This window comes from Cellulomonas sp. P2_B4 (assembly GCF_056404795.1).
The window spans coordinates 158,558-182,441 of record NZ_JBFUDI010000004.1; the positions used below are offsets into that span (position 1 = coordinate 158,558).

At 72.9% G+C, this 23,884-nt stretch carries 23 protein-coding genes, 1 pseudogene and 2 riboswitches; of the genes and pseudogenes, 11 read left to right on the forward strand and 13 right to left on the reverse strand.

Annotated features, from left to right (window positions below):
- Window positions 1-72: 72 nt before the first annotated feature.
- The 6 genes from purS to AC1DZC_RS08655 all read left to right on the forward strand — a co-directional run bounded on the left by purS (window position 73) and on the right by AC1DZC_RS08655 (window position 5,325).
- Complete coding sequence (gene purS / locus AC1DZC_RS08630) at window positions 73-327, forward strand: phosphoribosylformylglycinamidine synthase subunit PurS (RefSeq protein WP_477038380.1); 255 nt, start codon at window positions 73-75, stop codon at window positions 325-327.
- Window positions 324-1,019 carry a phosphoribosylformylglycinamidine synthase subunit PurQ gene (purQ, locus tag AC1DZC_RS08635; RefSeq protein ID WP_477038379.1) on the forward strand — a complete coding sequence of 232 codons (696 nt, stop codon included), beginning with the start codon at window positions 324-326 and terminating at the stop codon, window positions 1,017-1,019. The genes purS and purQ overlap by 4 nt, the downstream gene beginning before the upstream one ends.
- A gap of 5 nt (window positions 1,020-1,024) precedes the next feature.
- Entirely contained in the window at window positions 1,025-1,996 is a 972-nt protein-coding gene (locus tag AC1DZC_RS08640; protein WP_477042963.1) for a GNAT family N-acetyltransferase, read from the forward strand.
- Between the two features lie 74 nt (window positions 1,997-2,070).
- A complete protein-coding gene (locus AC1DZC_RS08645; RefSeq protein WP_477042964.1) occupies window positions 2,071-3,135 on the forward strand; it encodes an LLM class flavin-dependent oxidoreductase in 1,065 nt (354 codons plus the stop codon).
- Between the two features lie 10 nt (window positions 3,136-3,145).
- Window positions 3,146-4,531 carry an NtaA/DmoA family FMN-dependent monooxygenase gene (locus AC1DZC_RS08650; protein WP_477042965.1) on the forward strand — a complete coding sequence of 462 codons (1,386 nt, stop codon included), beginning with the start codon at window positions 3,146-3,148 and terminating at the stop codon, window positions 4,529-4,531.
- A complete protein-coding gene (locus AC1DZC_RS08655; protein ID WP_477038375.1) occupies window positions 4,528-5,325 on the forward strand; it encodes a DUF1684 domain-containing protein in 798 nt (265 codons plus the stop codon). Before AC1DZC_RS08650 ends, AC1DZC_RS08655 begins: the two co-directional genes overlap by 4 nt.
- Here the strand turns inward: AC1DZC_RS08655 and AC1DZC_RS08660 are convergent, their stop codons facing one another.
- Entirely contained in the window at window positions 5,326-5,634 is a 309-nt protein-coding gene (locus AC1DZC_RS08660; RefSeq protein WP_477038374.1) for a hypothetical protein, read from the reverse strand.
- Between the two features lie 119 nt (window positions 5,635-5,753).
- Here AC1DZC_RS08660 and AC1DZC_RS08665 point away from each other — a divergent pair, with 119 nt between their 5' ends.
- Window positions 5,754-6,239, forward strand: coding sequence for a pyridoxamine 5'-phosphate oxidase family protein (locus tag AC1DZC_RS08665; protein WP_477038373.1), 486 nt, complete (start codon window positions 5,754-5,756; stop codon window positions 6,237-6,239).
- On the opposite strand, the gene AC1DZC_RS08670 is transcribed toward AC1DZC_RS08665, so the two are convergent.
- The 4 genes and pseudogenes from AC1DZC_RS08670 to AC1DZC_RS08685 all read right to left on the reverse strand — a co-directional run.
- Window positions 6,232-6,855: a DUF1345 domain-containing protein gene (locus tag AC1DZC_RS08670; protein WP_477038372.1), complete on the reverse strand. Its 624-nt coding sequence runs from the start codon at window positions 6,853-6,855 to the stop codon at window positions 6,232-6,234. The genes AC1DZC_RS08665 and AC1DZC_RS08670 overlap by 8 nt on opposite strands.
- A gap of 43 nt (window positions 6,856-6,898) precedes the next feature.
- Window positions 6,899-8,155, reverse strand: coding sequence for an O-succinylhomoserine sulfhydrylase (locus AC1DZC_RS08675; protein WP_477042966.1), 1,257 nt, complete (start codon window positions 8,153-8,155; stop codon window positions 6,899-6,901).
- Entirely contained in the window at window positions 8,152-8,571 is a 420-nt protein-coding gene (locus AC1DZC_RS08680; protein WP_477042967.1) for a rhodanese-like domain-containing protein, read from the reverse strand. Before AC1DZC_RS08680 ends, AC1DZC_RS08675 begins: the two co-directional genes overlap by 4 nt.
- A gap of 26 nt (window positions 8,572-8,597) precedes the next feature.
- Window positions 8,598-8,777, reverse strand: a pseudogene (locus tag AC1DZC_RS08685) (DUF1737 domain-containing protein); the annotation flags it as partial.
- Window positions 8,771-8,872: riboswitch (SAM riboswitch) on the reverse strand. (Overlaps the previous pseudogene by 7 nt.)
- A gap of 118 nt (window positions 8,873-8,990) precedes the next feature.
- Window positions 8,991-9,105: riboswitch (SAM riboswitch) on the forward strand.
- A 39-nt stretch (window positions 9,106-9,144) separates the two neighbouring features.
- On the opposite strand from AC1DZC_RS08685, the gene AC1DZC_RS08690 reads away from it, so the two are divergent.
- A complete protein-coding gene (locus AC1DZC_RS08690; RefSeq protein ID WP_477042968.1) occupies window positions 9,145-10,539 on the forward strand; it encodes an aminotransferase class V-fold PLP-dependent enzyme in 1,395 nt (464 codons plus the stop codon).
- Window positions 10,540-10,809: 270 nt separating this feature from the next.
- Complete coding sequence (locus AC1DZC_RS08695; protein ID WP_477042969.1) at window positions 10,810-11,160, forward strand: YrdB family protein; 351 nt, start codon at window positions 10,810-10,812, stop codon at window positions 11,158-11,160.
- 303 nt (window positions 11,161-11,463) lie between these two features.
- Here AC1DZC_RS08695 and AC1DZC_RS08700 read toward each other — a convergent pair whose 3' ends face one another.
- Genes AC1DZC_RS08700 through AC1DZC_RS08710 form a run of 3 tightly spaced genes read right to left on the reverse strand, consistent with a single transcriptional unit; the run spans window position 11,464 to window position 14,971 of the window.
- Window positions 11,464-12,330: a MaoC/PaaZ C-terminal domain-containing protein gene (locus AC1DZC_RS08700; RefSeq protein WP_477042970.1), complete on the reverse strand. Its 867-nt coding sequence runs from the start codon at window positions 12,328-12,330 to the stop codon at window positions 11,464-11,466.
- Entirely contained in the window at window positions 12,327-13,661 is a 1,335-nt protein-coding gene (locus AC1DZC_RS08705; RefSeq protein WP_477042971.1) for a 3-oxoacyl-ACP reductase, read from the reverse strand. Before AC1DZC_RS08705 ends, AC1DZC_RS08700 begins: the two co-directional genes overlap by 4 nt.
- Window positions 13,661-14,971, reverse strand: coding sequence for an acetyl-CoA C-acetyltransferase (locus AC1DZC_RS08710; protein WP_477042972.1), 1,311 nt, complete (start codon window positions 14,969-14,971; stop codon window positions 13,661-13,663). The genes AC1DZC_RS08705 and AC1DZC_RS08710 overlap by 1 nt, the downstream gene beginning before the upstream one ends.
- Window positions 14,972-15,042: 71 nt before the next feature.
- Between AC1DZC_RS08710 and AC1DZC_RS08715 the strand changes: the two genes are divergently transcribed.
- Window positions 15,043-15,822 carry a TetR/AcrR family transcriptional regulator gene (locus tag AC1DZC_RS08715; protein WP_477038364.1) on the forward strand — a complete coding sequence of 260 codons (780 nt, stop codon included), beginning with the start codon at window positions 15,043-15,045 and terminating at the stop codon, window positions 15,820-15,822.
- On the forward strand, window positions 15,819-17,888 hold the full coding sequence (locus AC1DZC_RS08720; RefSeq protein ID WP_477042973.1) for an acyl-CoA dehydrogenase family protein: 2,070 nt from the start codon (window positions 15,819-15,821) through the stop codon (window positions 17,886-17,888). Before AC1DZC_RS08715 ends, AC1DZC_RS08720 begins: the two co-directional genes overlap by 4 nt.
- 69 nt (window positions 17,889-17,957) lie before the next feature.
- Here AC1DZC_RS08720 and AC1DZC_RS08725 read toward each other — a convergent pair whose 3' ends face one another.
- The 5 genes from AC1DZC_RS08725 to AC1DZC_RS08745 form a co-directional block, all read right to left on the reverse strand.
- Window positions 17,958-18,203, reverse strand: coding sequence for a LapA family protein (locus AC1DZC_RS08725; RefSeq protein ID WP_477042974.1), 246 nt, complete (start codon window positions 18,201-18,203; stop codon window positions 17,958-17,960).
- 66 nt (window positions 18,204-18,269) lie between these two features.
- Entirely contained in the window at window positions 18,270-18,995 is a 726-nt protein-coding gene (locus AC1DZC_RS08730; protein WP_477042975.1) for a DUF2599 domain-containing protein, read from the reverse strand.
- A 49-nt stretch (window positions 18,996-19,044) separates the two neighbouring features.
- Window positions 19,045-20,556 carry an alpha-amylase family glycosyl hydrolase gene (locus tag AC1DZC_RS08735; protein ID WP_477042976.1) on the reverse strand — a complete coding sequence of 504 codons (1,512 nt, stop codon included), beginning with the start codon at window positions 20,554-20,556 and terminating at the stop codon, window positions 19,045-19,047.
- Complete coding sequence (locus AC1DZC_RS08740; protein WP_477042977.1) at window positions 20,553-22,358, reverse strand: GH39 family glycosyl hydrolase; 1,806 nt, start codon at window positions 22,356-22,358, stop codon at window positions 20,553-20,555. The genes AC1DZC_RS08735 and AC1DZC_RS08740 overlap by 4 nt, the downstream gene beginning before the upstream one ends.
- Window positions 22,355-23,857 carry a glucoamylase family protein gene (locus AC1DZC_RS08745; RefSeq protein ID WP_477042978.1) on the reverse strand — a complete coding sequence of 501 codons (1,503 nt, stop codon included), beginning with the start codon at window positions 23,855-23,857 and terminating at the stop codon, window positions 22,355-22,357. The genes AC1DZC_RS08740 and AC1DZC_RS08745 overlap by 4 nt, the downstream gene beginning before the upstream one ends.
- Window positions 23,858-23,884: the final 27 nt, after the last annotated feature.

Consider the following 23,884-nt stretch of genomic DNA (forward strand, 5'->3'; position numbering starts at 1 on the left):
GCTGAGTCCCCGGAGCGACTCGCTAGAATCGCCGCGACCCCCCACCGCCGCGCGAACACCTGGAGCCCTTTCGTGGGACGAGTCGTCGTCGATGTCATGCCGAAGCCCGAGATCCTCGACCCGCAGGGCAAGGCCGTCGCCGGCGCCCTGCCGCGACTCGGGTTCGGGCAGTTCGCCTCTGTCCGTCAGGGCAAGCGGTTCGAGCTCGAGGTCGACGGGCCGGTGACCGAGGAGATCCTCGCGGCAGCCCGCGCGGCCGGCGAGCAGGTCCTGTCCAACCCGGTGATCGAGGACGTGGTCGCGGTCTACGAGGACATCCAGAAGTGACTCGCGTCGGCGTCGTCACCTTCCCCGGCACCCTCGACGACCGCGACGCCTCGCGCGCGGTCCGGCTGGCCGGCGCCGAGGCCGTGAGCCTGTGGCACGCGGACGCCGACCTGCACGGGGTCGACGCGGTGGTCCTGCCCGGCGGCTTCTCCTACGGCGACTACCTGCGCGCGGGCGCCATCAGCCGGTTCGCACCGGTCATGGGCTCGATCATCGACGGCGCGAACAAGGGCCTGCCGGTCCTCGGCATCTGCAACGGCTTCCAGGTGCTCACCGAGGCCCACCTGCTGCCCGGCTCGATGATCAAGAACGACCACCTGCACTTCGTCTGCCGCGAGCAGGTGCTCTCCGTGGAGAACGCCGACACGGCATGGACGCGCGACTACGCTCCCGGCGAGCACATCACGATCCCGCTGAAGAACCAGGACGGCCAGTACGTCGCCGACGAGCACACGCTCGACGAGCTCGAGGGCGAGGGCCGCGTGGTCTTCCGCTACCAGGGCTGGAACCCCAACGGGTCGCGACGAGGCATCGCCGGCATCTCGAACGCCGCGGGCAACGTGGTCGGGCTCATGCCGCACCCCGAGCACGCGGTCGAGGCGGGCTTCGGGCCGGACGGCGCCAAGGGCCCCCGCACGGGCGTCGACGGCCTGCGCTTCTTCACCTCGGTCCTGAAGACCCTCGTCGGCTGAGCCGCATGACGCACGTCAGCCTCGTCCCCTGGGACGACCCCGTGGCGGGGAAGCTGCGCGACGCCCAGCAGGCCGAGCTGCGTGCCCTGTACGGCGAGGACGACATCGAGCACGACATGGTCGGCGACGACATCGTCGCGATGGTGGTGCTTCGTGACGGCGACAGGGACGACGACGAGCCCGTCGCCTGCGGTGCGATCCGCGACCTGGGCGACGGCGTCGGCGAGCTCAAGCGGATGTACGTGGTGCCGCAGGCGCGCGGTCGCGGGCTGTCCCGGCTCGTGGTGGCCGAGCTCGAGCGGATCGCGACGGACCAGGGCTTCGACCGGCTGGTCCTGGAGACCGGCGTCCTGCAGGTCCAGGCGATGGGGCTGTACCTGTCGGCCGGCTACCGCTCGATCCCGAACTTCGGGGTGTACGCGGCGGAGACCTCCTCCCGGTGCTTCGCCAAGGACCTGCACGCGGAGCCTCGTCGCAAGGGGCCCAAGAACCCGGGCGCCCTGACGCTGCGCCGCGTCGCCTGGGACCACCCCGACGCCGTCGCGCTGCGCTACGCGATGTGGCTCGACATCGAGGTCCGCTACCCGGAGATCGTCGCGGTCACGCCGGGCGGGTTCGTGGCGGACGACCCCTTGCAGGGCATCGGCACGATCAGCTCGGTCGTCGCCGACCTGGACGGCGTGCCCGTCGGCTGTGCGTCGCTGCGCGCGGCCCGCGACGGCTACCCCGAGGGTTCCGGTGAGCTCAAGAAGGTCTGGGTCGACAACGAGGCCCGCGGCGCCGGCGCCGCCCGCGCGCTTCTCGCCGCGATCGAGGACGACGCGCGCGCGGCCGGCCTGACCAGTGTCGTCCTGCAGACCGGCATCCGGCAGCCCGAGGCGGTCACGCTCTACCTCACGGCCGGCTACCGGCCGATCGCGCCGTTCGGCCCGTACACGGACGACAACCTGTCGCTGCTCTTCGGAAAGGCCCTCTGAGCAGCCGTCTCGCATCGCGGGACTTTCCGACGAACCCCTGGTCAACCGGCGCCGCAGCCCTACGGTCTGCGCCCATGACCCAGATCCATCTCGCCGTCGAGCTCACGCCCGCCGGTCTGCACCCCGCCGCCTGGCGCCTGCCGTCGCAGGACGCGCCTGGCGCCTTCACCGCCCAGCACTGGATCGATCGCGCCCGCGACGCCGAGCGCGCGGGCGCCTCCCTCGTGATCGTCGACGACTCGGCGGCGCCGCCCGTCGAGCGCGCCGGCCGGTTCGTCGGGAGCCTCGACGCGCTCGGGGTCACGGCCCTGCTCGGCCCGCTGACCAGCGGGATCGGACTGGCGCCGGTCGTCCCGGTCACCTACCGCGAGCCCTTCCACGTGGGCAAGGAGATCCAGACGCTCGACCACGTGAGCCTCGGTCGCGGCGCCGTCCAGGTCGACGTGGCCGCCCCGGCCCTGGACCCGCGCTCCGGTGCGGAGGCGCTGCGCTACGACGAGCGCGTGCCGCGCGAGCTGCCCGCCCTGTGGCGCGAGGCCGACGAGACGATCGAGGTGATCACCCGCCTCTGGGACAGCTGGGAGGACGACGCGATCGTCCTCGACGAGGCCACCGACCGGTACATCGACCGGGACAAGATCCACGCGATCGAGTTCTCGGGCGAGTTCTTCTCGGTGCACGGTGCCTCGATCACGCCACGGTCGCCGCAGGGGCAGCCGGTCGTCGTCATCCGCGGTGACGAGGCGCTCGAGCGCGAGGTCGCCGTCCGGCGGGCGGACGTGGTCCGGGTCCGCACGCTCGAGGCCGCGGACGCGGTCCGCGCCGAGGCGCCGGACGCGATCGTCCTGCTGGACGTCGCGGTGCTGGTCGCCGAGACCGACGCCGCCGCGGCCGCCCTGCGGGAGGCGCTCGACGCGTTCGAGCCGTGGTCGTGGGACGGCGTCGTCGTCGGCGGCCCCGCCACCGTCGCGGCCGAGCTCACGCGCCTCGCGCAGGACGTCGACGGCGTCACCGTCCGCCCGGTCGCCGGCGGGGTCGCACTGCTCGCGGGCCACCTGCCCGTCGCCGAGACGTTCGCGACCCTGCGCGAGACGTTCGGCCTGCCCCGTCCCGCCAGCCGCTACGCGGCCACCCGCTGAAGGACCCGAGATGACCGCCAAGAAGCAGATCCACCTCGGCGCCCACTTCCCGGGCGTCAACCACCACACCGTCTGGACGGACCCGAGCCACGAGTCGCAGACCCAGTCGGCGTTCGCGTCGTTCCAGCACCTGGCCGCCACGGCCGAGCGCGGGTTCTTCGACTTCGTGTTCCTGGCCGAGGGCCTGCGCCTGCGCGAGCACCGCGGTCAGCTGGTCGACCAGGACGTCGTCGGCCGGCCCGACACCTACGCCGTCCTGGCCGCGCTCGCGGGCGTCACCACGCACGTCGGGCTCGCCGGCACCATCAACGCCACGTTCAACGACCCGTACGAGCTGGCCCGTCAGTTCGCCACCCTGGACCACCTGTCCGCCGGCCGGGCGGCCTGGAACGTCGTCACCTCGTCCGACGCGTTCCACGGCGCCAACTTCCGCCGCGGCGGCTACCTGGCATACCCCGACCGGTACGAGCGCGCGCGCGAGGTGGTCGAGGCCGCCCGGGCCCTGTGGGACGCGTGGGCGCCGGACGCGATCGTCGCGCAGGGCGAGCACTTCGTGCGGCCGGGGTCGCTCGGCAGCGTGCGCACGGACGGCCGGCTCGTCGACATCGAGGCCACGCCGACTCTCCCGCGCCCGCCCCAGGGCCACCCCGTGATCATCCAGGCCGGCGACTCCGACGGGGGCCGCGAGCTCGCGGCGCAGGTCGCGGACGCGGTGTTCTCCCGGCACTCGAAGCTCGAGGACGGGCAGGCGTTCTTCGCGGACGTCAAGGGGCGCCTCGCGCGGTACGGGCGCCGGCCCGAGGACCTGCTGATCCTGCCCGGCTCGTCGTTCGTGCTCGGCGACACCGCCGCCGAGGCGGAGGAGCGGCTGCGCGAGCTCCAGCTGCAGACGGTCCGGCCGTCCGTCGCGCGGGCGTTCATCGAGCAGCTGTGGAACTGCGACCTGCCCGACCTCGACGTCGACGGGCCGCTGCCCGCGCAGGACCCGCTGGTCGACGCGCCGTCGATCACCAACGGTCGCGCGTCGATGTTCAAGGACCCGGTCGCGATCGCGCAGCAGTGGCGGGCGCTGTCCGAGGCCAAGGGGCTGTCCGCCCGCGAGCTGGTCATCGAGGTCACCGGCCGGTCGAACTTCGTCGGCACCCCCGAGCACGTGGCCGCCGAGATCGACCGCTACGTGCAGGAGGACGCCTCCGACGGCTTCATCCTCGTGCCGCACCTGACCCCGCACGGTCTCGACGAGTTCGTCGAGAAGGTCGTCCCGCTCCTGCAGGAGCGCGGCTCGTTCCGCACGTCCTACGAGGGCTCCACCTTGCGGGAGAACCTCGGCCTGCCCGCCGCCGGCGCGTTCGGCCGCACGCTCGCTCCCGCGCTCTCCGAGAGGAACCCGTCATGACCGTCATCACCGACACCTTCACCGCCGACTGGGAGACCTGGCACGCGTCCCGCGAGGCCTACTTCGCGGAGCCGCACGGCTGGGTCGCCATCACCGCGCTGCACTGGCTCACGGCCGTGCCCGCCACGTTCGGGGAGTTTCCGGGCCGCTGGACGGCGGCACCCGGCGACGCGCTCACGATCGAGGCGGCCGCGCAGGACGGGCTCGTGCTCCCCGACGGTGACGTCGTCGACGGCTCCGCGACGCTCGACCCGGTCGAGGGCGGTCCGGGCCTGCGCGTCCGCTCCGGCGACCTCATCCTCGAGGTGGCCCGTCGCACGGCCCACGTGATCATCCGCGTGCACGACCCGCGCGCGCCGCAGCTCGCCGCATTCACGGGCATCCCCGCCTACACCCCGTCGCAGGAGTGGCTCGTCACCGGCACGCTGTCGCCGTTCGACGAGCCGCGCACCGTCACGACGGGTGCGGTCGTCGAGGGCCTCGAGCACCACCACACCGCCGTCGGCACCGTGCACTTCGAGCTCGGCGGCGTGCCGCAGTCGCTCGTGGTGTTCGACGGGGGAGCGCGCGGCCTGTCGGTCCTGTTCCGGGACGCGACGAGCGGCGTGACCACCTACCCGGCGTCGCGCACGCTCGGTCTCGGCCCGGTGGCCGGCGACGGCACCGTCACCCTCGACTTCAACCGCGCGAGCAACCTGCCCTGCGGCCTGACCGAGTTCGCCACGTGCCCGGTCCCGCCGGCCGAGAACGTGCTGACCGTCGCGGTCGAGGCCGGGGAGCAGTGGGTGCGCTGATCAGCTGACGAGGAGCCGCGCCGCCTCGGCGAACCGCATCCAGTGGTCCTCCTGCTCGGGCGGCAGCGACACCCAGTCGTAGAACAGGCGACCGCTGCCGCCCGGCGACCAGACCGCGGCGCCCGGGAGCGCGAGCGCCTCGGCGTGCTCGGGGGTGGAGCGCCCGAGCTTGACGGCCAGGTGCTCGTCGCCGGTGAACGCGGCGAACATCGAGGACCCGACCTTGAGCATGGGGTGGCCCATCATCTGGCCGAGGGTCGCTCCGCGGGCGACCAGGTCCACCGCGACGGCGTCGAACTCGTTGTCCATGCCCCGAGCATCGCGCGTAGGGCCACCACCGTTCCAGTGGTGGGTCGTGCGGATCCTGCCTACCGTGGCCGCACCATCCGGTGAGAACACCCCGGGCGGTCCATACGCAGGGAGTGCTCATGACGCACGACGACGACGTCGCGACGGTGGCGAAGCTGATCAAGGCCGCGAGGTTCGCGATGCTCACGACGGTGGACCCGAGCGGGGCGCTGGTCAGCCGCCCGATGGGTGTGCAGGACGTCGACTACGACGGCGACCTGTGGTTCTTCGCCGACGCCGACAGCCACAAGGTGCACGAGATCGAGGCGGGCAGTCCCGCGAACGCCGCGTTCGCGGAGTCGACGTCGTGGGTGTCGGTGTCGGGGACGGCCGACGTGGTGCGGGACCTCGCCAAGATCAAGGAGCTCTGGGGCCCGACGGCCGACGCGTGGTTCCCGGACGGCCCCGAGACCCCCGGGGTGGTGCTCATCGCCCTGCGCGGTCAGACCGCCGAGTACTGGCACGCGCCCGGCGGCAAGCTGACCACGGCGTTCAGCCTGGTGAAGGCCAAGGTCACCGGCGAGCGGTACGACGGCGGCGAGAACGAGACGGTCGAGCTCAGATAGATGCGACGAGGTTCACCAGCAGCGCGATGATGACGGTGCCGAACAGGTAGCTCAGCAGCGCGTGCGCGAGCGCGGTCCGGCGCATCCGCGACGAGCCGAGGTCGGTGTCCGAGATGGCGAAGCTCATGCCGACCGTCAGCGCGACGTAGGCGAAGTCGGTGTACTCGGGCGGCTCCTCCTGGTGGAAGTCGATCCCGCCGGCGCCGTCCGTCAGGTACATGCGGGCGTACCGGAGCGCGAACACCGTGTGGATCGCGGCCCAGGACGCGACCACGCTCGCCAGGACCGCGATCGCGGGCAGCCACGCGTGCAGCGACGAGCTCACCAGCACGTGGACCACGCCGCCGAGCGTGACGAAGGCCGCCGCGATCACGATGACGTGGGAGGCCAGCCGGGTCGGTTCCTCGCGGGTGGCGTGCGCCGCGGTCTCGTCGGGACCCATCGGCGCGCACGCGAGCCAGGTCCAGACGACGAAGACGGCCGCGGCGACGGCCCAGCCGGACAGGAACGCGGCGAACCCGGACGTCCAGGCGACCAGCACGGCGACGACGAGACCGGCCACGACTCCGACGCCGAGCCGCAGGGCCGGGGAGACGACGAGCCGCCGGGTGTCCATGCCGCCAGTGTTCACCGGCCGCACGGACACCCGCGGGACGTCGTCAGCGACCGAGCGTGTCCAGCGCCTGCGTGAGGTCGTCGATCAGGTCGTCCGGGTCCTCGAGGCCGATCGACAGCCGGAGCGTCGCCTCGCCGATCCCCACGGCCGCCCGGCCCTCGGCGCCCAGCTTGCGGTGCGTCGTGGTGGCGGGGTGCGTGATGATCGACTTCGCGTCGCCCAGGTTGTTGGAGATGTCGATGATCCGCAGCGCGTCGACCACGCCGAACGTCGCCTTCTTGGCAACCTCGGACGACGCGCCGTCGGGTACCGCGAGGTTGAAGGTCACGACCGTCCCGCCGCCGCTCTGCTGCTGCAGCGCGAGCGCGTGCTGCGGGTGGGAGGGCAGGTACGGGTAGCGGACCAGCGAGACGCCCGGCTGCTCCTCGAGCCAGGTCGCCAGCCGCAGGGCCGACGCCGTCTGGTGCTTGACCCGGATCGAGAGGGTCTCGAGGCCCTTGAGCAGGACCCACGCGTTGAACGCCGACAGCGACGGGCCGGTGTTCCGGATGAGCGTCTGCACGGGTCCGTGGATGTACTCCTCCGACCCCAGGATCGCGCCACCGAGCACGCGGCCCTGGCCGTCGATGTGCTTGGTCGCCGAGTAGACGATGACGTCGGCGCCGAAGTCGAGCGGCTTCGAGAGGACGGGCGTCGCGAAGACGTTGTCGACGATCACGATCGCGCCCGCGGCGTGCGCGAGCGTCGTGACCGCCGCGATGTCGACCAGGTCCTGCATCGGGTTGGACGGCGTCTCGAAGAACACGACGTCGGCCGGCGTCGAGAGCGCCGCCTCCCACTGCGCGAGGTCGTGCCCGTCGACGTAGTCGGTGGTCACACCCCACTGGGCGAAGACCTCCTCGAAGAGCACGACCGTGGACCCGAACAGGGCCCGGGCCGCGACGACGCGCGAGCCCGACTTGGCGACCGCCGCGATCGCGGTGAACACCGCGGACATCCCGCTGGCGGTGGCGAACGCCGCCTCGGCGCCCTCGAGCAGCCGCAGCCGCTCCTCGAACGTCGAGACCGTCGGGTTGTTGTAGCGCGAGTACAGGAACCGGTCGTACTCGCCCGCGAACGCGGACTCGGCCTGAGCGGCGTCGTCGTAGACGTAGCCCTGCGTCAGGAAGAGCGCCTCGGACATCTCCTGGAACTGCGAGCGCACGAGCCCGCCGCGCACGGCGAGGGTGTCCGGCCGCAGCGTCCCGCGCTCGACCCGCTTCTCGTCCCAGTCGCCGGGACCCGGCACCCGGGGGCTCACCGCTGCCGCCACGGCAGGCCGGCCGCGCGCCAGCCCGAGTGCCCGCGGTGCCCGTCGGCACCCACGTCGCCCTCGAAGCCCTCGAGGACGTTGTACGCCGGACCGAGTCCCGCGGCCGTCGCGGCGTTCGCGGCGTGCACCGAGCGGACGCCCGAGCGGCACAGGAACACGATCGGCCGGCCGTCGCCCGGAGTGAGCCCGAGCTCGCCGAGCTGCTTGAGGAACTGCGGGTTCGGGCGTCCCGACGGGTACGAGACCCACTCGACCAGCGCGGAGCGGCCGCCGATCGACGCGGCGTCGGGGATGCCGACGTAGGCCCACTCAGCGTCGGTGCGCACGTCGACCAGCAGCGCGTCGCCGTCGGACGCCAGGAGGTCCCAGGCCTGCTGGGGGGTCAGGTCGCCGGCGTAGCTCATACGGGCCTCGTCTCGTGGGTCGCGTTGCTCGGAAGGATGACGGCCTGCGCGACGATCACACGCTCGCCGTCGTAGGTCGCGGCCGGGCCGCCGTGCAGCACGTAGCCGTCGGCCAGGGCCTCCGAGACGCGCTCGCAGAAGGCGATGTCGTCGGTGCCGCTGAGCAGCCGGTACCTGAGTCGTTCTGTCACGTGCGCAGCCTCCATCGGTCCTGGCGGTAGCACCCTCGTCCGTGCACTGTCGTGCACGCGGGTTGCTGCGGCGTCGTCGAGCCAGATCTCTCGGCCGCTCTGGATGGTGCCGGTGATGCTAGTGCGGGCGTCGGACGGAATCCAACTGGTGGAATCGAAGTCTTGCGATCCGAGACGAATCCGATCGTGCGTTGACACGTGCGCGGCGGGACGGGGACCCTCTTCTCAGGTCATGAGCGCCAGCGTCAAGCCCCGGCTCGCTGGCCGGCAACCCTCCTCCGCGGTGGGGTGCCCCGGGTGACGACCTGGCCGAGTTCCGTCCGGGGCTCGGCAAGCGCGGGGTCCACCGACGGCGGTGCCCCCTCTGTGTCGGAGGACCATCATGACCACAACTGCCGAGCGCCTCTCGTGTGTGGACGTCGACGCGGTGAGCGAGCTGCTCCCCGTCGTCGGCGGCAACACCACGGTGCCCCTCGTCGACGGCACGCAGCGCGTCTACGCCAACCTCGACTACGCCGCGTCCGCGCCCGCCCTCGAGGCGGTCGCCGCGCGTGTCACCGAGGTCCTGCCGCTGTACGCGTCCGTGCACCGCGGCGCCGGGTATCTGTCGCAGGTGTCCACCGCCCTGTACGAGTCGTCGCGCCAGACGATCGCGCGGTTCGTGGACGCGCGTCCCGACGACGTCGCGATCATCACCCGCAACACCACCGACTCGCTCAACCTCCTGGCCCGGGTCGTCCCGAGCGGGTCCCGGGTGCTGGTGCTGGACATCGAGCACCACGCCAACCTGCTGCCCTGGGTGCACTCCGCGGACGGGCACGGCCACTCGACCACCATCCTGCCGATCGCCCGCACGGTCGCCGAGACGCTGTCCAGGCTTCGCGACGAGCTCGCGCGCCGGCACTACGCGCTCCTGACCGTCACCGGCGCCTCCAACGTCACCGGTGAGTCGCTGCCGCTCGACGAGGTCATCGCCCTCGCGCACGCCGAGGGCACCCGCGTCGCCGTCGACGGCGCCCAGCTGGTGCCGCACCGCGGGTTCTCGCTCGCGGCCTCCGACGCCGACTACATCGCGTTCTCGGGCCACAAGACGTACGCACCGTTCGGGGCCGGCGCCCTGGTCGGACGTCGCGACTGGCTCGACGCAGGTGCGCCGTACCTCGCAGGGGGAGGTGCGGTGCGCGACGTGCGCACGGACCGGACCGTGTGGCAGCCCGCACCTGCCCGGCACGAGGCCGGCTCGCCCAACGTCATCGGCGCCATCGCGCTCGCGGAGGCGTGCGACCAGCTCGCGGCCCTCCCGCCCGGTGCGCTGCACGCCCACGAGGACGCCCTGCGTGCCCGGCTCGTCGCGGGCCTGTCCGCCATCGACGGCGTCGAGATCGCGCGCATCTGGCCCGACTCCGCCCCGCCCGTCGGCGTCCTGACCTTCACCGTGCCGGGCCACAACCCCGGCCTGGTCGCCGCCTACCTGTCGGCCGAGCACGGGATCGGCGTCCGTGACGGCCGCTTCTGCGCCCACCCGCTCCTCGCGCACCTGAACGCCTCCGACGGTGCGATCCGCGCGTCCGTCGGCGTCGGCACGACGAGCGAGGCCGTCGACCGGCTGGTCACCGCCCTGACGCAGTACCTCGCCGACGGTCCCGCGTCCGGCTACGAGATCGTCGACGGCTGCTGGGCGGTCGTCGAGGACACCCGCCCGCTCGTCGCCGTCCACGGCCTGGACCACCTGGCCGCCACGGCCGCGGCCGCCTGCGGCCCGGCCCTGGACGACTGACGCAGGCTCGGCGCCACCGGCGGTAACCGTTCCGGACTCGGCGAACGCGGCACTTCCTGTCGAACGCGGCACCTGCTGCTGCCGCGTTCGCACGGAACTGCCGCGCTCGCGACCACCTCGCTGCGCCCGGCCGCGCGCGAGCGCGGCGCCGAGAGCGACCTCTCGGCGCGAGATCGGCAGTTCCGAGCGCCGATCTCGCGCCGAAGGGTCGATCTCGGCCTGCGCGCAGCGGGGTCGCGGCGGTGGGCCGTTCGTCGGCAGGATGAGCGCGTGACCGATCCCGTGGCGCAGCAGCAGGTCGGGGTGCTCGGCGTGCTGGCGTTCCTCGTCGAGCTGGCGATGATCGCTCTGCTGGCGGTCGCCGGCTGGCGGCTGGGCAGCAGCACGCTCGTGTCCCTGCTCCTGGCAGTCGCGTTCGTCGTGGTGGCCGTCGCGGTGTGGAGCCGCTGGATGGCGCCGCGGTCGGACCACCGACTCGTGGGCAGCCCCCGTGCGGCCGCGGCCACCGGGCTGTTCGTCGCGACGGCGGTCGTCGCGCTGCTGGCCGGCATCTCGCCGCTCGTCGCGATCGCGTTCGCGGTGGTCGGCGGCGCGGTGTTCGTCGCGACCCGCAACGCCTGACCCGCCGCGCGAGCACGAGCGTTGCCGCGGTGTTCGTCGCGACCCGTCACGCCTGACCCGCCGCGCGAGCTCGTGCGGCGCGACCGCAACGCCTGACCCGCCGCGCGAGCTCGTGCGTAGCCGCGGTCGTGCATGGAAAGAGTCGAGTTCGGCCCAGACGCACGACCTCACGCGCAGGTGGGCTTCACCCTGCGGCGGGACCGTCTCTGAACCAGGATGGACCCCAAGGCGAGCGGCCGGCGGGATCCGAGACCCGGCGGCCGTTCGTCGGTCTCCGGGCGGTCAGCAACCGGATCTCGCGGCTCAGCCGAGCGGCGTGACCGAACCCGTCAGGTGCGGCACCTTGGTCCAGGCCGCGAACGAGAATCCGCGGTCCGACGGGGCGATCCGTACGTTCACCGTCGACGGCAGCAGCACCGGCTTGGCGAACTCGACCGACCAGTCGAAGGCGTCGGTCCGCGCCGCGCCCACGGAGGCCAGCGCGCGCGACGCCGTGTACATCCCGTGGGCGATCGCGCGCGGGAACCCGAACGCCCTGGCGGCCAGCGACGAGAGGTGGATCGGGTTGTGGTCGCCCGAAACGGCCGCGTACCGGCGACCGGTGTCCGCGGCGAGCACCCACTGACCGGTGGGCGTCGGGGCGGTCCACCCGCTGCGTTCGTCGGGACCCTCGCCCCGCAGGAACACACCGCGCGCCAGGTACGTGGAGACGCCGCGCCAAGCGACCTCGTCGTCGGCGGAGACCGTCGTGACGAGGTCCACCTGCGTGCCGGTGCGGTGACCGCGCAGGTTCGTCGCCGAGGCCCGGAGCTCGAGCGTGTCCCCCAATGACAGGGCGCGGCTCTGGACCACCCGGTTGGAGAGGTGGACCAGGCCGGCGAGCGGGAGCGGGAAGTCGGCGCGCGCCATGAGGGCCGTCGCGACGGGGAACGCCAGCACGTGCACGAAGCCGGCTGGCAGGGCGTCGCTCGCCGACTCGCCGAGCAGGTGCTGGTACTCGGTCAGGTGGTCCGCGGAGGCGTGGACCGACCGGACGACGTACTCGACGTCGGGCAACGAGGTCGGTGCCCGGTCGAGCCGGCGAGACACGGACAGTCGTCCCGACGACGCCGCGCCGCGCACGTAGAGGCCGCCGAGCCCGGGCACGCCGGGCAGGACGACGACCGTCACTGACCGACCAGGTTCTGCCCGCACACCCGCAGCACGCGACCCACGATCCCACCCGCGGCGGGCGAGGCCAGGAACGCGACCGTCTCGGCCACGTCCACCGGCTGGCCGCCCTGCTGCAGCGAGTTCAGCCGACGGGCCACCTGCCGCGTGATCGCCGGGATGCGCGCGGTCATCTCGGTCTCGATGAAGCCGGGCGCGACCGCGTTCGCGGTGCCGCCGAACGCCTCGAGCAGGGGAGCGGTCGCGCGGACCATGCCGATCACGCCGCCCTTGGACGCCGCGTAGTTGGACTGCCCGCGGTTGCCCGCGATGCCCGAGGTCGACGCGAGCGAGACGATCCGCGGTGCGTCGGTGAAGTCGCCCGAGGTCAGCAGCGCCTCGTTGATCGCCAGCTGCGACGCGATGTTCACCGCCAGCACGGACTCCCACTTGTCGGGGGTCATGTTGGCCAGCAGCTTGTCGCGCGTGATGCCCGCGTTGTGCACGACGATGTCGAGCCGCCCGTGCCGCTGCAGCGCGTGCTCCAGCAGCCGGGCACCGGCGTCCGGCGCCGTCACGTCGAGCTGCAGGGCGGTCCCGCGGACGCGGTTGGCGACGGCGACGAGCTGTTCCCCGGCGGCGGGAACGTCGACGGCCACGACCGTCGCACCGTCGCGGGCGAGCGTGTCGGCGATCGACTCGCCGATGCCGCGCGCGGCGCCGGTGACCACGGCGACGCGGCCCTCGAGCGGGCGGTCCCAGGACGAGGGGAGCGAGCCTGCCGACGAGTCGACGGCGAGCAGCTGCCCGTCCACGAACGCCGACTTCGTCGACAGGAAGAACCGCAGCGCGCCCACCACGGACGGCGCGGTGACCGGCACGTCGGCGCCGAGGACCAGGCCGTTGGCGGTGGCGCCGCCGCGCAGCTCCTTCGCGATCGACCGCAGGAGCCCGTCGACGCCCTGCCGCGCCGCCGCGACGGCGGGTGCGTCGTCCGCCGAGGCCGCTCGCGACACCGTGACCACGCGACCGCCGCGGGCGAGCCTCTTGAGCACCCCGGCCAGGGCCAGCACGGGCTCGGCCAGAGCCGACGGGTGCGTCAGCTCGGTCAGGCCGACGACGACCGCCGAGTACCGCAGGTCGGGCGTGGGGTGCCGGTGGACGTCGAGGTCCCAGTCGGCGGACAGCAGGCGTGCGAGCTCGTCGTCACCGAGCACCAGCACAGGCCCCTCGAGCAGCGGCTGCCCGGGCGCGAACCGCTGGAGCGGCGCGGGCTGCGGGAGGCCCAGCTTCTTGGCGACGTTGCCGGTGACGCCGCCGTTGACCAGGTTCAGGTACGTGTCGGTGGACATCAGGCCGCCTCGAGGATCGCGGTCAGACCGAGCCCGCCGGCGGCGCACACGGAGACGAGAGCCCGGGTGCCGGGTCCCCGTCGGTGGAGCTCCTTGCTGACGGTCGCGACGATGCGCCCGCCGGTCGCGGCGAACGGGTGCCCGGCCGCGAGCGAGGACCCGTGGACGTTCAGCTTCGAGCGGTCCACGGTGCCGAACGCGCCGTCCAGCCCCAGCCGTTCGCGGCCGAACTCCTCGGACTCCCACGCCGCGAGGATCGTCAGCACGGTCGACGCGAACGCCTCGTGGATCTCGATGAGGTCGAAGTCCGCCAGCGACAGGCCGTTGCGGGCCAGCAGCCGAGGCACCGCGAACACGGGCGCCATGAGCAGCCCGTCGACGCCGTGCACGAAGTCGACCGCGGCGGCCTCGGCGTCGACGATCGAGGCCAGGGGAGTCAGGTCGTGGGCGCCGGCCCAGTCGGCCGACCCGAGCAGCACGGTCGACGCCCCGTCGGACAGCGGCGTCGAGTTGCCCGCCGTCATCGTCGCGGGGGTGTCCAGCCCGAGCCCGAACGTCGGCTTCAGCGACGCCAGCTTCTCCAGGGAGGAGTCCGCGCGCAGGTTCGCGTCGCGCGTCAGGCCGCGGAACGGCGTGACCAGGTCGTCGAAGAACCCCTCGTCGTAGGCGGCCGCCAGGTTCCGGTGGCTGGCCAGCGCGATCTCGTCCTGCGCCTCCTGCGTGATGCCCCACTGCGCCGTGGTGATCGCCTGGTGCTCGCCCATCGACAGATGCGTGCGCGGCTCGCTGGTCCGGGGCGCCGACGGGGCGAGGTCCTTGGGCCGGATCTTCGCCACGGCCGTGAGCTTCTGGGCCGCGCTCTTCGCCCGCGAGAGGTCGAGCAGCTGTCGGCGCAGCCGGTCGCTGACCGCGATGGGGGCGTCCGACGTCGTGTCCACGCCGCCGGCGATCGCCGACTCCAGCTGCCCGAGCCGGATCTTGTTGCTCAGCGAGACGACGGTCTCGAGCCCGGTCGCGCACGCCATCTGCACGTCGTACGCGGGCGTCTCGGCGGAGAGGGCCGACCCGAGCACCGACTCGCGCGTGAGGTTGAAGTCGCGGCTGTGCTTGAGCACGGCGCCCGCGGCGACCTCGCCGATCCGCATCCCTTGCAGGCCGTAGCGCGCCACCAGCCCGTCGAGAGCGGCCGTCAGCATGTCCTGGTTGCTCGCGTGCGCGTAGGGCCCGCCGGCGCGGGCGAAGGGGATGCGGTTCCCCCCGAGGACGTAGGCGGTTCTGGGAGCGGGGGCGGGGGATGTGCGACGGGCCATCAGGGCTCGTTCCTCTCGCATCGTCAATGAAGCGGTGTCCGAAACCCACAGTACCTGATACCTTCGGTCTCGTGAGCCCGAGCCCCCCGGGTCCGTCGACGACGACGACCCTCACCGCGATGCATCTCGAGCAGCCGGAACCTGACGGCCGCTCGACCCGTTGGGCTGACCATCGCGAGGCCCGTCGCGCCGAGCTGGTGCGCACCGCTCGCAAGACGGTCCATCATCGCGGACCCGACGTGTCGATGGAGGAGATCGCGGCCGAGGCCGGCACCTCCAAGTCGATCGTCTACCGCTACTTCAGCGACAAGACCGGCCTGCAGATCGCGGTCGCCGAGGCCGTCGTCCTGCAGATCCAGGGAGCGCTCGAGGGCGTGCTCCGTGTCTCGCCGACGCCGCGCGAGGGTCTGCGCGCCATGGTCGCGGTCTACCTCGAGATGATCGAGTCGTCGCCCAACGTCTACGCGTTCGTGACCCGCAACGGCTCGGTCGAGTCGGGCGGACCGCTCGGGCACTTCCTCGACTCGGTGACCGCCCTGGTCGCCGCCCCGTTCGCGCGCGGGCTGACCGAGGAGCACAGCGGCCGCGCGCACCGGCCCGAGGACGCCTCCGCCGACGACGCAGCCCTCACCGCCCGCGTCGCGCTGGCCGAGTCGTGGGCCGCCGGCGCCGTCGGCTTCGTGCGCGGGGCCGGCGAGTGGTGGCTGGCCCACCGCGACGAGCCCGGCACCCCGGACCGCGAGGAGATCACGGCCCAGGTCGGCGCCTGGCTGTGGGCAGGACCCGTGGGCCTCCTGGCCCGAGACCGCAAGACCACCACCAGCACGTCCACCACCCCGGAGGAAGCATGAGCACCACCACGCAGCGCCCCGTGACCCCGGTGGACGAGGCCGGCGACCCGCGCCTCGACGCCGACGTCTCGGTCGACATCGCCCACCTGAGCGAGGTCCTGCTCGGTCACTACCCGGACCTGCGGCTGGCCGCGCGCACGCTGATGGCGGACGAGCGGTTCCACCGGATCGAGGGTCAGCCCCTGCCGGAGCACCGCGAGCGCGTGCTCGGGCAGCTGCGGCTGCTGGCCAAGGAGGGCGACGTGCACCGCTCGTTCCCGCCGCGGTTCGGGGGTGCCGACGACCACGGCGGATTCCTGGCGCGGTTCGAGGAGCTGACGCACGCCGACCCGTCGCTGCAGATCAAGTCCGGTGTGCAGTGGGGCCTGTTCGCCTCGGCGATCTACCACCTGGGCACCGAGCGCAACCACGACGAGTTCCTGGCCGACGCCCTGAGCATCAAGGTCCCGGGCGCGTTCGCGATGACGGAGACCGGCCACGGCTCCGACGTCGCGGCCATCGGCACCACGGCGACGTTCGACGAGGCGACGCAGGAGTTCGTCATCCACACGCCGTTCCGCGCGGCGTGGAAGGACTACCTCGGCAACGCGGGCGTCCACGGCACCGCTGCGGTCGTGTTCGCGCGGCTGGTCACGCAGGGCGTCGACCACGGGGTGCACGCGTTCTACGTGCCGATCCGCGACGAGGAGTCGCTGGCCTTCCTGCCCGGTGTCGGCGGCGAGGACGACGGGCTCAAGGGCGGCCTGAACGGCATCGACAACGGCAGGCTCTGGTTCGACCACGTGCGCGTGCCGCGGACCAACCTGCTCAACCGGTACGGCGACGTCACGCCCGAGGGTGTCTACGAGTCGCCGATCGACAGCCCCGGACGCCGGTTCTTCACGATGCTCGGCACGCTGGTCCAGGGACGCGTCTCCCTCGACGGTGCCGCCGTCGTCGCCGCCCGCCTGGGGCTGACGATCGCGATCACCTACGGCAACCAGCGCCGCCAGTTCGCGTCCTCGTCGCCGAGCGAGGAGGTCGTGATCCTCGACTACGCCGAGCACCAGCGCCGCCTGCTCCCGCTGCTCGCGGAGACGTACGCCGCCGGGTTCGCGCACGAGGACCTGCTGGCGGCGTTCGACGACGTGTTCTCCGGCCGCAACGACACCGTGCAGACGCGCGAGGACCTCGAGACGCTCGCCGCGGCGCTCAAGCCGACGTCGACGTGGCACGCCCTGAACACGCTGCAGGTCTCGCGCGAGGCGTGCGGCGGCGCCGGGTTCCTCGCGGAGAACCGGATCACCGGGCTGCGCGCCGACATGGACGTCTACGCCACGTTCGAGGGCGACAACACCGTCCTGCTGCAGCTCGTCGGGAAGCGCCTGCTGGCGGACTACGCGAAGTCGTTCAAGCACCTCGACGCCACCAAGGTCGCCCGCGTGGTGGCCGAGCGGGCCGCCGACGCCGCCCGCTACCGCACCCCGCTGGTGCGGGCGGTCCAGACGATCGCCGACGTGGGAGACCCCCGTCGCTCGGCCGGTCAGCTGCGCGAGACGACGACGCAGCGCGAGCTGCTCGTGGACCGCGTCGAGACGATGGTCGCCGAGGTCGCCCAGGCGCTGCGCCCGTCACAGAAGGCCTCGCCCGCCGAGGCCGCGGCCCTCTTCAACGCCCACCAGCACGAGCTCGTCGAGGCTGCGCGTGCGCACGCCCAGCTGGTGCAGTGGGAGTCGTTCACGGCGGCGCTCGAGCGGGTGACGGACCCGAGCACGCGGCAGATCCTCACGTGGGTCCGCGACCTGTTCGGGCTCTCGCTCATCGAGCGGAACCTGACCTGGTACCTGCTGAACGGCCGGCTGTCGGCCGGACGTGCCCGCACCGTGACGTCGTACATCGACCGGCTGCTGGCCCGGCTGCGGCCGCACGCGCAGAGCCTGGTCGACGCGTTCGGCTACGAGCAGGCCCACCTGCGCGCACCGATCGCGTCGGGCGCCGAGGCGGAGCGCCAGGACGAGGCCCGCGCCTACTACAAGGCCCAGCGCGCGTCCGGCGACGCCCCGGTCCCGGAGAAGCACCACCGCTGAACCCCGTCGAACCCGCAACGTCCGCACTCGTGAGGCCTATACGCCCCTCGAGTGCGGACGTTGCGGGTTCTAGCCCTTGCGGGACGCGCGGCGGGACTTGCCGATCCAGCCGGCGACGGCGCCGAGCAGGAACGTCACGAGGATCACGACCCACTCGGGCGTCTCGAACTCGGTGAACACGAGGTTGAAGGTCACCGGGTCGCGGTTGGCGAGGATCAGGATGACGACGACGACGAGGATGACGAGCGCGAGCCAGCGACGCTTGAGGAACGCGACGACCGGGCTCTCCTTGGTCGGCGAGGTGTTCTGGGACATCGGACGACTACCCCCGGTGCTAGACGGACTGTCGCTCGATTGTTCCGCTCCGGGGCGCTGACCGGGTCATTCAGGGTTGCAACGCGCCGCGATCATGTCGACGGCGCTGACGTCGGGGCGCCACGGCTCGAGGTTCCAGGTGTCCTTGTCGGGGGCGCCGAGCTGGTGGCACTCGAGCTGGGCCCGCATGCTCGGCGTGTCGGCGTCGGGCTCCCGGGCGACCAGCTGCGACCACAGCCCGACGCTCGCGGCCTGCGACCACGCCCGCGCCCAGGCGCTCGGCGTGACCGCGAGCGAGGTGCCGCCCTCGGCCTTGCCCCAGACGGCGTCCTGGACGGCCGCGGCGGCGAACCAGAGCCCGGCGGGCGCCGTGCCGGTGAGCCGCACCGAGGTCGGGTCCTCCTGCACGAGCCGGATGCCGGGGGCGTCCGTGCTGACCCCCGCGACGAAGGCCCCGCCGGCGTCCTCGACCACGGCCGACCCGTCGTCGAGCGCGCGGAACGAGGTCCCCGCCGGCGCCGTGAGGATCGACTCGCCCGTCGAGACGGAGATGCGCACCGAGCCGTCGTCGACGGGCGTGGCGGTCGGGACGGCGGCGGGGTCGAGGGGCTGCACGGTGATCGTCGCCGGACCCGCCGTGACGGTGAGAGGCGGGGGAGCCGCGGGCGTGGCTGCCACGGACGGTGCGCCGGCCGTGTCCGACGGCGGGTCCACGGTCACAGCCGGTCCGGTGCACGCGGCGAGGAGGACGGAGGCGGCGACGAGTGCGACGACCAGTCGTGACCTCGGCATGTGCGGAACGGTATCAACGCCGGGGTGGGCGCGAGGGCGGATCGGCGGCTCAGGCCTGCAGCCAGACGCACGTCGACGGCTCGACGACGGCCGGGTCCGCGAGCGGTGCGCTCGTCGCGACCTGCGCGTACCCGGTGGGCAGCAGCCGGTTGAGGGGCCACGGGCGCGACGACGCGTTGAGCACGGCGATCGAGGTGCCGCGCTGCGCCGCGAGGATCCCCGACGGCGTCGGCAGCCAGGTCACGCGCGCCGGCGCATGCGCCCACAGGCGCTGCCGCTCCCGCAGGGCGAGATGGATCACGGACCACGGCGAGGTCGGGTCCGTCTCCTGCAGGTCGCGCGCGAGGGGCCCGAACGACTCCGGCACCGGCAGCCACGGGGTGCCGGTGGTGAACCCGAACGCCGGCTCCGACGAGGTCCAGGGCAGCGGGACACGTGCGCCGTCCCGGTTGGGCAGCTGACCGCGCGAGCGCAGCGACTGCGGGTCCTGCCACGCCTCGCGCGGCACATCGACCTCGGGCAGGCCGAGCTCGTCGCCGGCGTAGAGGTAGAACGCGCCCGGCATGGCCAGCAGGAAGAGGTGCAGCGCCAGGGACCGGTCGAGGCCGAGGCGGGTGGCGGCGCGGGCGATGTCGTGGTTGCCGACGACCCAGGCGGGCAGGGCGTCGACGGCGCGGTGCCCCGCGAGCTGCTCGTGGATGGTCCTGCGCAGGGCCGCGGCCGACCACCGCGTGCGGAAGACGTCGAACGCGAACGCCTGCCCGAGCTCGTCGGGCCGCGCGAACGACGAGGTCCGGCTCGGCGGTCCCCAGACCTCGGCGACCGCGTAGACGTCGGGTGCGGTGTCGTCGAGGACCTTGCGCCACGACCGGTAGATCTCGTGCACCTCGGGCCGGTCCCAGTGCGGGTGCACGCTGCTTCCGCGGCGGATCTCGGCGTAGGACGGGTCCTTGGCAAGCCCGCCCGCGACGTCCACCCGGAAGCCGTCGACCCCGCGCGCGACCCAGAACCGCAGCGTCCTGTCCCAGTCGGCGCGGACGTCCGGGTGCGCCCAGTTGAGGTCCGGCTGCTCGGCCGCGAAGAGGTGCAGGTACCAGTCGCCGTCCGGCAGCCGGGTCCACGCCGACCCGCCGAACATCGACCGCCAGTGCGTGGGCGGTCGGTCGCCGGGCAGGATGTGGAACCGCGCACGGGAGGACGCCCCGGGTCCGTCGGCGATGGCCTGCCGGAACCACGGGTGCTGGTCCGAGACGTGGTTGGGCACGAGGTCCATCACCACCCGCAGACCTCGGGAGTGCGCCTCGGCGACCAGCCGGTCGAACGCCTCCAGCGAGCCGAACAGCGGGTCGACGTCGCGCGGGTCGGCCACGTCGTACCCGTGGTCGGCCTGCGGCGAGGGGTAGATCGGCGTGAGCCACAGGGCGTCGACGCCGAGCCTGGTCAGCGCGTCGAGACGCGAGACCAGGCCCAGCAGGTCGCCGACGCCGTCGCCGTCCCCGTCCGCGAACGAGCGGACGTAGACCTGGTAGACGACCGCCGTCCGCCACCACCGCCGGTTCATCCCACGCGCACCGCCTCGACGAGCACGACGCTGGGGCTGGGCAGCTCGACCGTCACCGGTCCGTCCAGCGGGTGCTCGCTCGTGGCGAGACGGTCCGCCTCGCGCAGCACGGCCCACTGCTCGTCGGACGGCCAGTCGCCTCCGCCCAACCCCGCCCAGACCGCCGCGATGTTCGAGTGGTCGGCGTCCACCCGGTACTCGCGGACCACCCACTCGCCGGGCGGCAGGCCGTCCAGGCTCAGCGACACCGTGCGGGCCAGCGCGTCGGAGCCGTCGACCTTGGTCTGGTCGAGGGTGCCGTTCCAGAGGGCGACCGCGACGCGGTCCTCGTCGCGCGACGCCCACGCCTCCACCATCGAGCCCGCGCCGTCGCCGGACACGGTCGCCGCGACCTCGTCGCGCCCCAGCTGCTCGAGGAGGTACAGCGCCCACCAGCGGGGCTTGCGCAGCTCGCCGACGGTCCGCAGCCCGAACCCCCCGTGCAGCAGCCGCGGCGGCCGCCCGAGCTCCTCGAACTGGTCGGAGACGACCCAGTAGGACAGCGCGTCGATCCGGCCGGCCGCCGACTTCATCCCGCGCGCGAGGAACGCCGCCGAGAAGACGCCGTCGTTGGCGTTGCCGAAGTGCGTGGGCGTGACGCCCCACTCGGTCCACCAGATCGCGGCGTCACCGCGGCCGTAGCGCTCGAGGGTCGGGCGCAGGTCCAGCGGCGCGTTGCCGTAGGTGTGCGTCGAGACGAAGTCGACCGGGGCGCCCGACGACGCCACGTGGTCGAGCAGCCCGTCGACCCATCCCGCGGCGGCGGTCGAGGGTCCACCGACGACCAGGCCGTCGTCGACCGACCGCACGGCCCGGACGGTCTCGTCGTAGAGCCGCCAGAACTCGTCGCGCGTGCCGCTCCAGAACACCTCGAGGTTCGGCTCGTTCCAGACCTCGAACGACCAGTGGTCGCGGACCTCGTCGAGGCCGTAGCGGTCGACGAGGTGCTGCACGAGGTCCTGGATCAGGGCGGTCCAGCGCAGCCACGACCGGGGCGGCGAGACGATCGCCGCGTAGGCGAACACCGTCACGGACGGGTCCGATGCCAGGTCGCGCGGCATGTACGACAGCTCCACGACGGGCCGCAGGCCGAGCGCGAGCAGCCGGTCGTAGACCGCGTCGACGCCGGTGAAGTCGTGCACCGGCTCCCCGTCGACCTCGCGGTACACGCCGAGGTCGTCGCAGAGGATCGCGTGCGCCCGTACGGTCGAGACGCCGAGCTCGTCGTGCGCGGCGGTCAGGGCCGAGCTCAGGTCGTCGGCGATCCGCTGCCCGCCGACGGTGTCCTCGCTGAGCAGCAGGCTCAGGTGCTCGGACCCGATCATGGGCCGCCAGGGCCGTGGGAGCTCGCGCACCGTGGTCGACGCGTCGACCGACACCCGCACAGGGGAGGCGACCCCGGCCAGCGACGCCGCGACGACCTCCGGGCCGGCCGGGCCGGTCACCGAGACGTCGGAGACCGTCGCGACCGAGTACCGGTACGGCACGCCGGGCGTCCCGGTGGTGTCCGCGTACGGCCCGTGCGGGACCGCCAGGACGTCGCCGCCGGAGTGGTCGAGGTGCTGCAGGCCGTCGTCGGAACCCCGCAGGACCTGGTAGCCGACCGCGCCGGGCACCGGCTCCCAGTGCAGGGTCACGTGGCCCACGCCCGGCTCGGCGCGCAGGCCGGTCGGCGCGGGCAGCACGGGGATCTCGCGCTGCTCGTCGACCGAGGAGGGCAGCCCGATCCGGGCCTCCCAGTCGGTGCGGGCGTCGCTGGTCACTTGACCACCCCCGCGCTGAACTCCTCCTGACCGATCAACGGCCGGAGCACCCGCTCGACGTCCCGCGTGGCGAACGAGCGGTGCAGCAGGTCGTGGCCGAGCACGTTGCCGAGCGAGCCGAGCACCATGCCCTGGTCGAGGGAGAGGTAGCGCTTGGCCTGCGTGTTCGAGCGCACCGCGACCGAGTCGTAGAACCCGCCGGCGCCGTACGCGCCGAGCTTGGTCTCGATGTTGCGCAGGTTGTCGATCGCCTCACGCGGTGCGTAGGGCAGGGCGAGGAAGGACGCGTGGGGGGTGACGACGCCGTCGCCGAAGGTGGGTGTCGGGTTCGTCGCCTCGCGACAGCCCTCGTAGCCCGCGTCGACGTCCGTCTTCTCCGCGTCGGAGGGGTACCCGGTCGGGTCCATCCCGATCGCGTCGACGCCGTACACGTTGTAGGACCCGAACGGGTCGCTGGCCGGCGAGAAGCCCCAGTAGCCGTAGCCGGCCTCGTCGAGACCGTGCTCGATGTGCGCGCGGACGGCGAGCGGGTGGTTGACGCCCCAGCTCTTGGGCGCCCACGTCGACTCCGGCACGAACAGGTCCGGCATGAGCTCCTCGAACATGTCGCCGCCCCACGTCGGGACGATCTGCATGCCGCGGTAGGTGAACGCGCCCTCGAAGACGTCGATGCCCTCGTACGTGCGGGTCACCCCGACCGGCCGCTGCTCCAGCCACGACCAGTCACAGCTCGCGGGGAACGTGCGGTTCGTCGCGAAGTAGTGCTCGGGCGGGATCTGGCCGCGCGCGATGCCGATGTAGCTGGCGATGCGCGGCTCGGAGTTGGTGATGTCGTAGTGGTTCTTGGTGAAGTACACCGGCGACCCCGCGACCGTTCCCGGGTCGGTCTCGACGGCCGGCGGGTCCGCCCAGAACCCGCCGCGCATCATGCCGGGCCTGGTGCCGCCGAACTGGTCGGCGTCGTAGAACGCCGCGAAGTTCATGGGCTCGAGCAGGGCGTCCACCTGGTGGCGGAGCGAGGGCTCGGCGGTGCGGACGACCATGAGCGCCGCGGCGAACCAGCCGTTGTCCACGGTCGAGAGGAACGGGTAGACGGTCTCGCCGGTCGGGAAGACGGTGAGCTTGGCGCCCGTCGCCTCGTCGTACCAGTTGTAGAACATCCCGCTCGGCTCGTGGCGCTCGACCTTCGACATGGTGGTGAGCGTCTGCTTGAGGCGTTGCTTCGCCTCTCGCTTGCCGATGATGCCCAGCTCCTCGGCGGAGACCGTCGACCACAGGTACGCGCCGATGTTCGTCGGCGAGGTGTAGCCGGAGCGGGTGGCCGGATCGAGGGAGGCGTCGATGTTGTCGGCCGGGAGGCCGGTCTTCTCGTCGGTCATCGCGACGAACGAGGTCCAGGTGTCGGCCGCCCAGCGGCGCAGGTCTCTCTGGTCCTCGTTGCCCCGGTGGGCGGTCGCCGAGGTGGCGCCGGACACGACGAGGCCGACGGTTGCGAGCATGGCAAAGCCAGCGGTACGGAGTTTCAC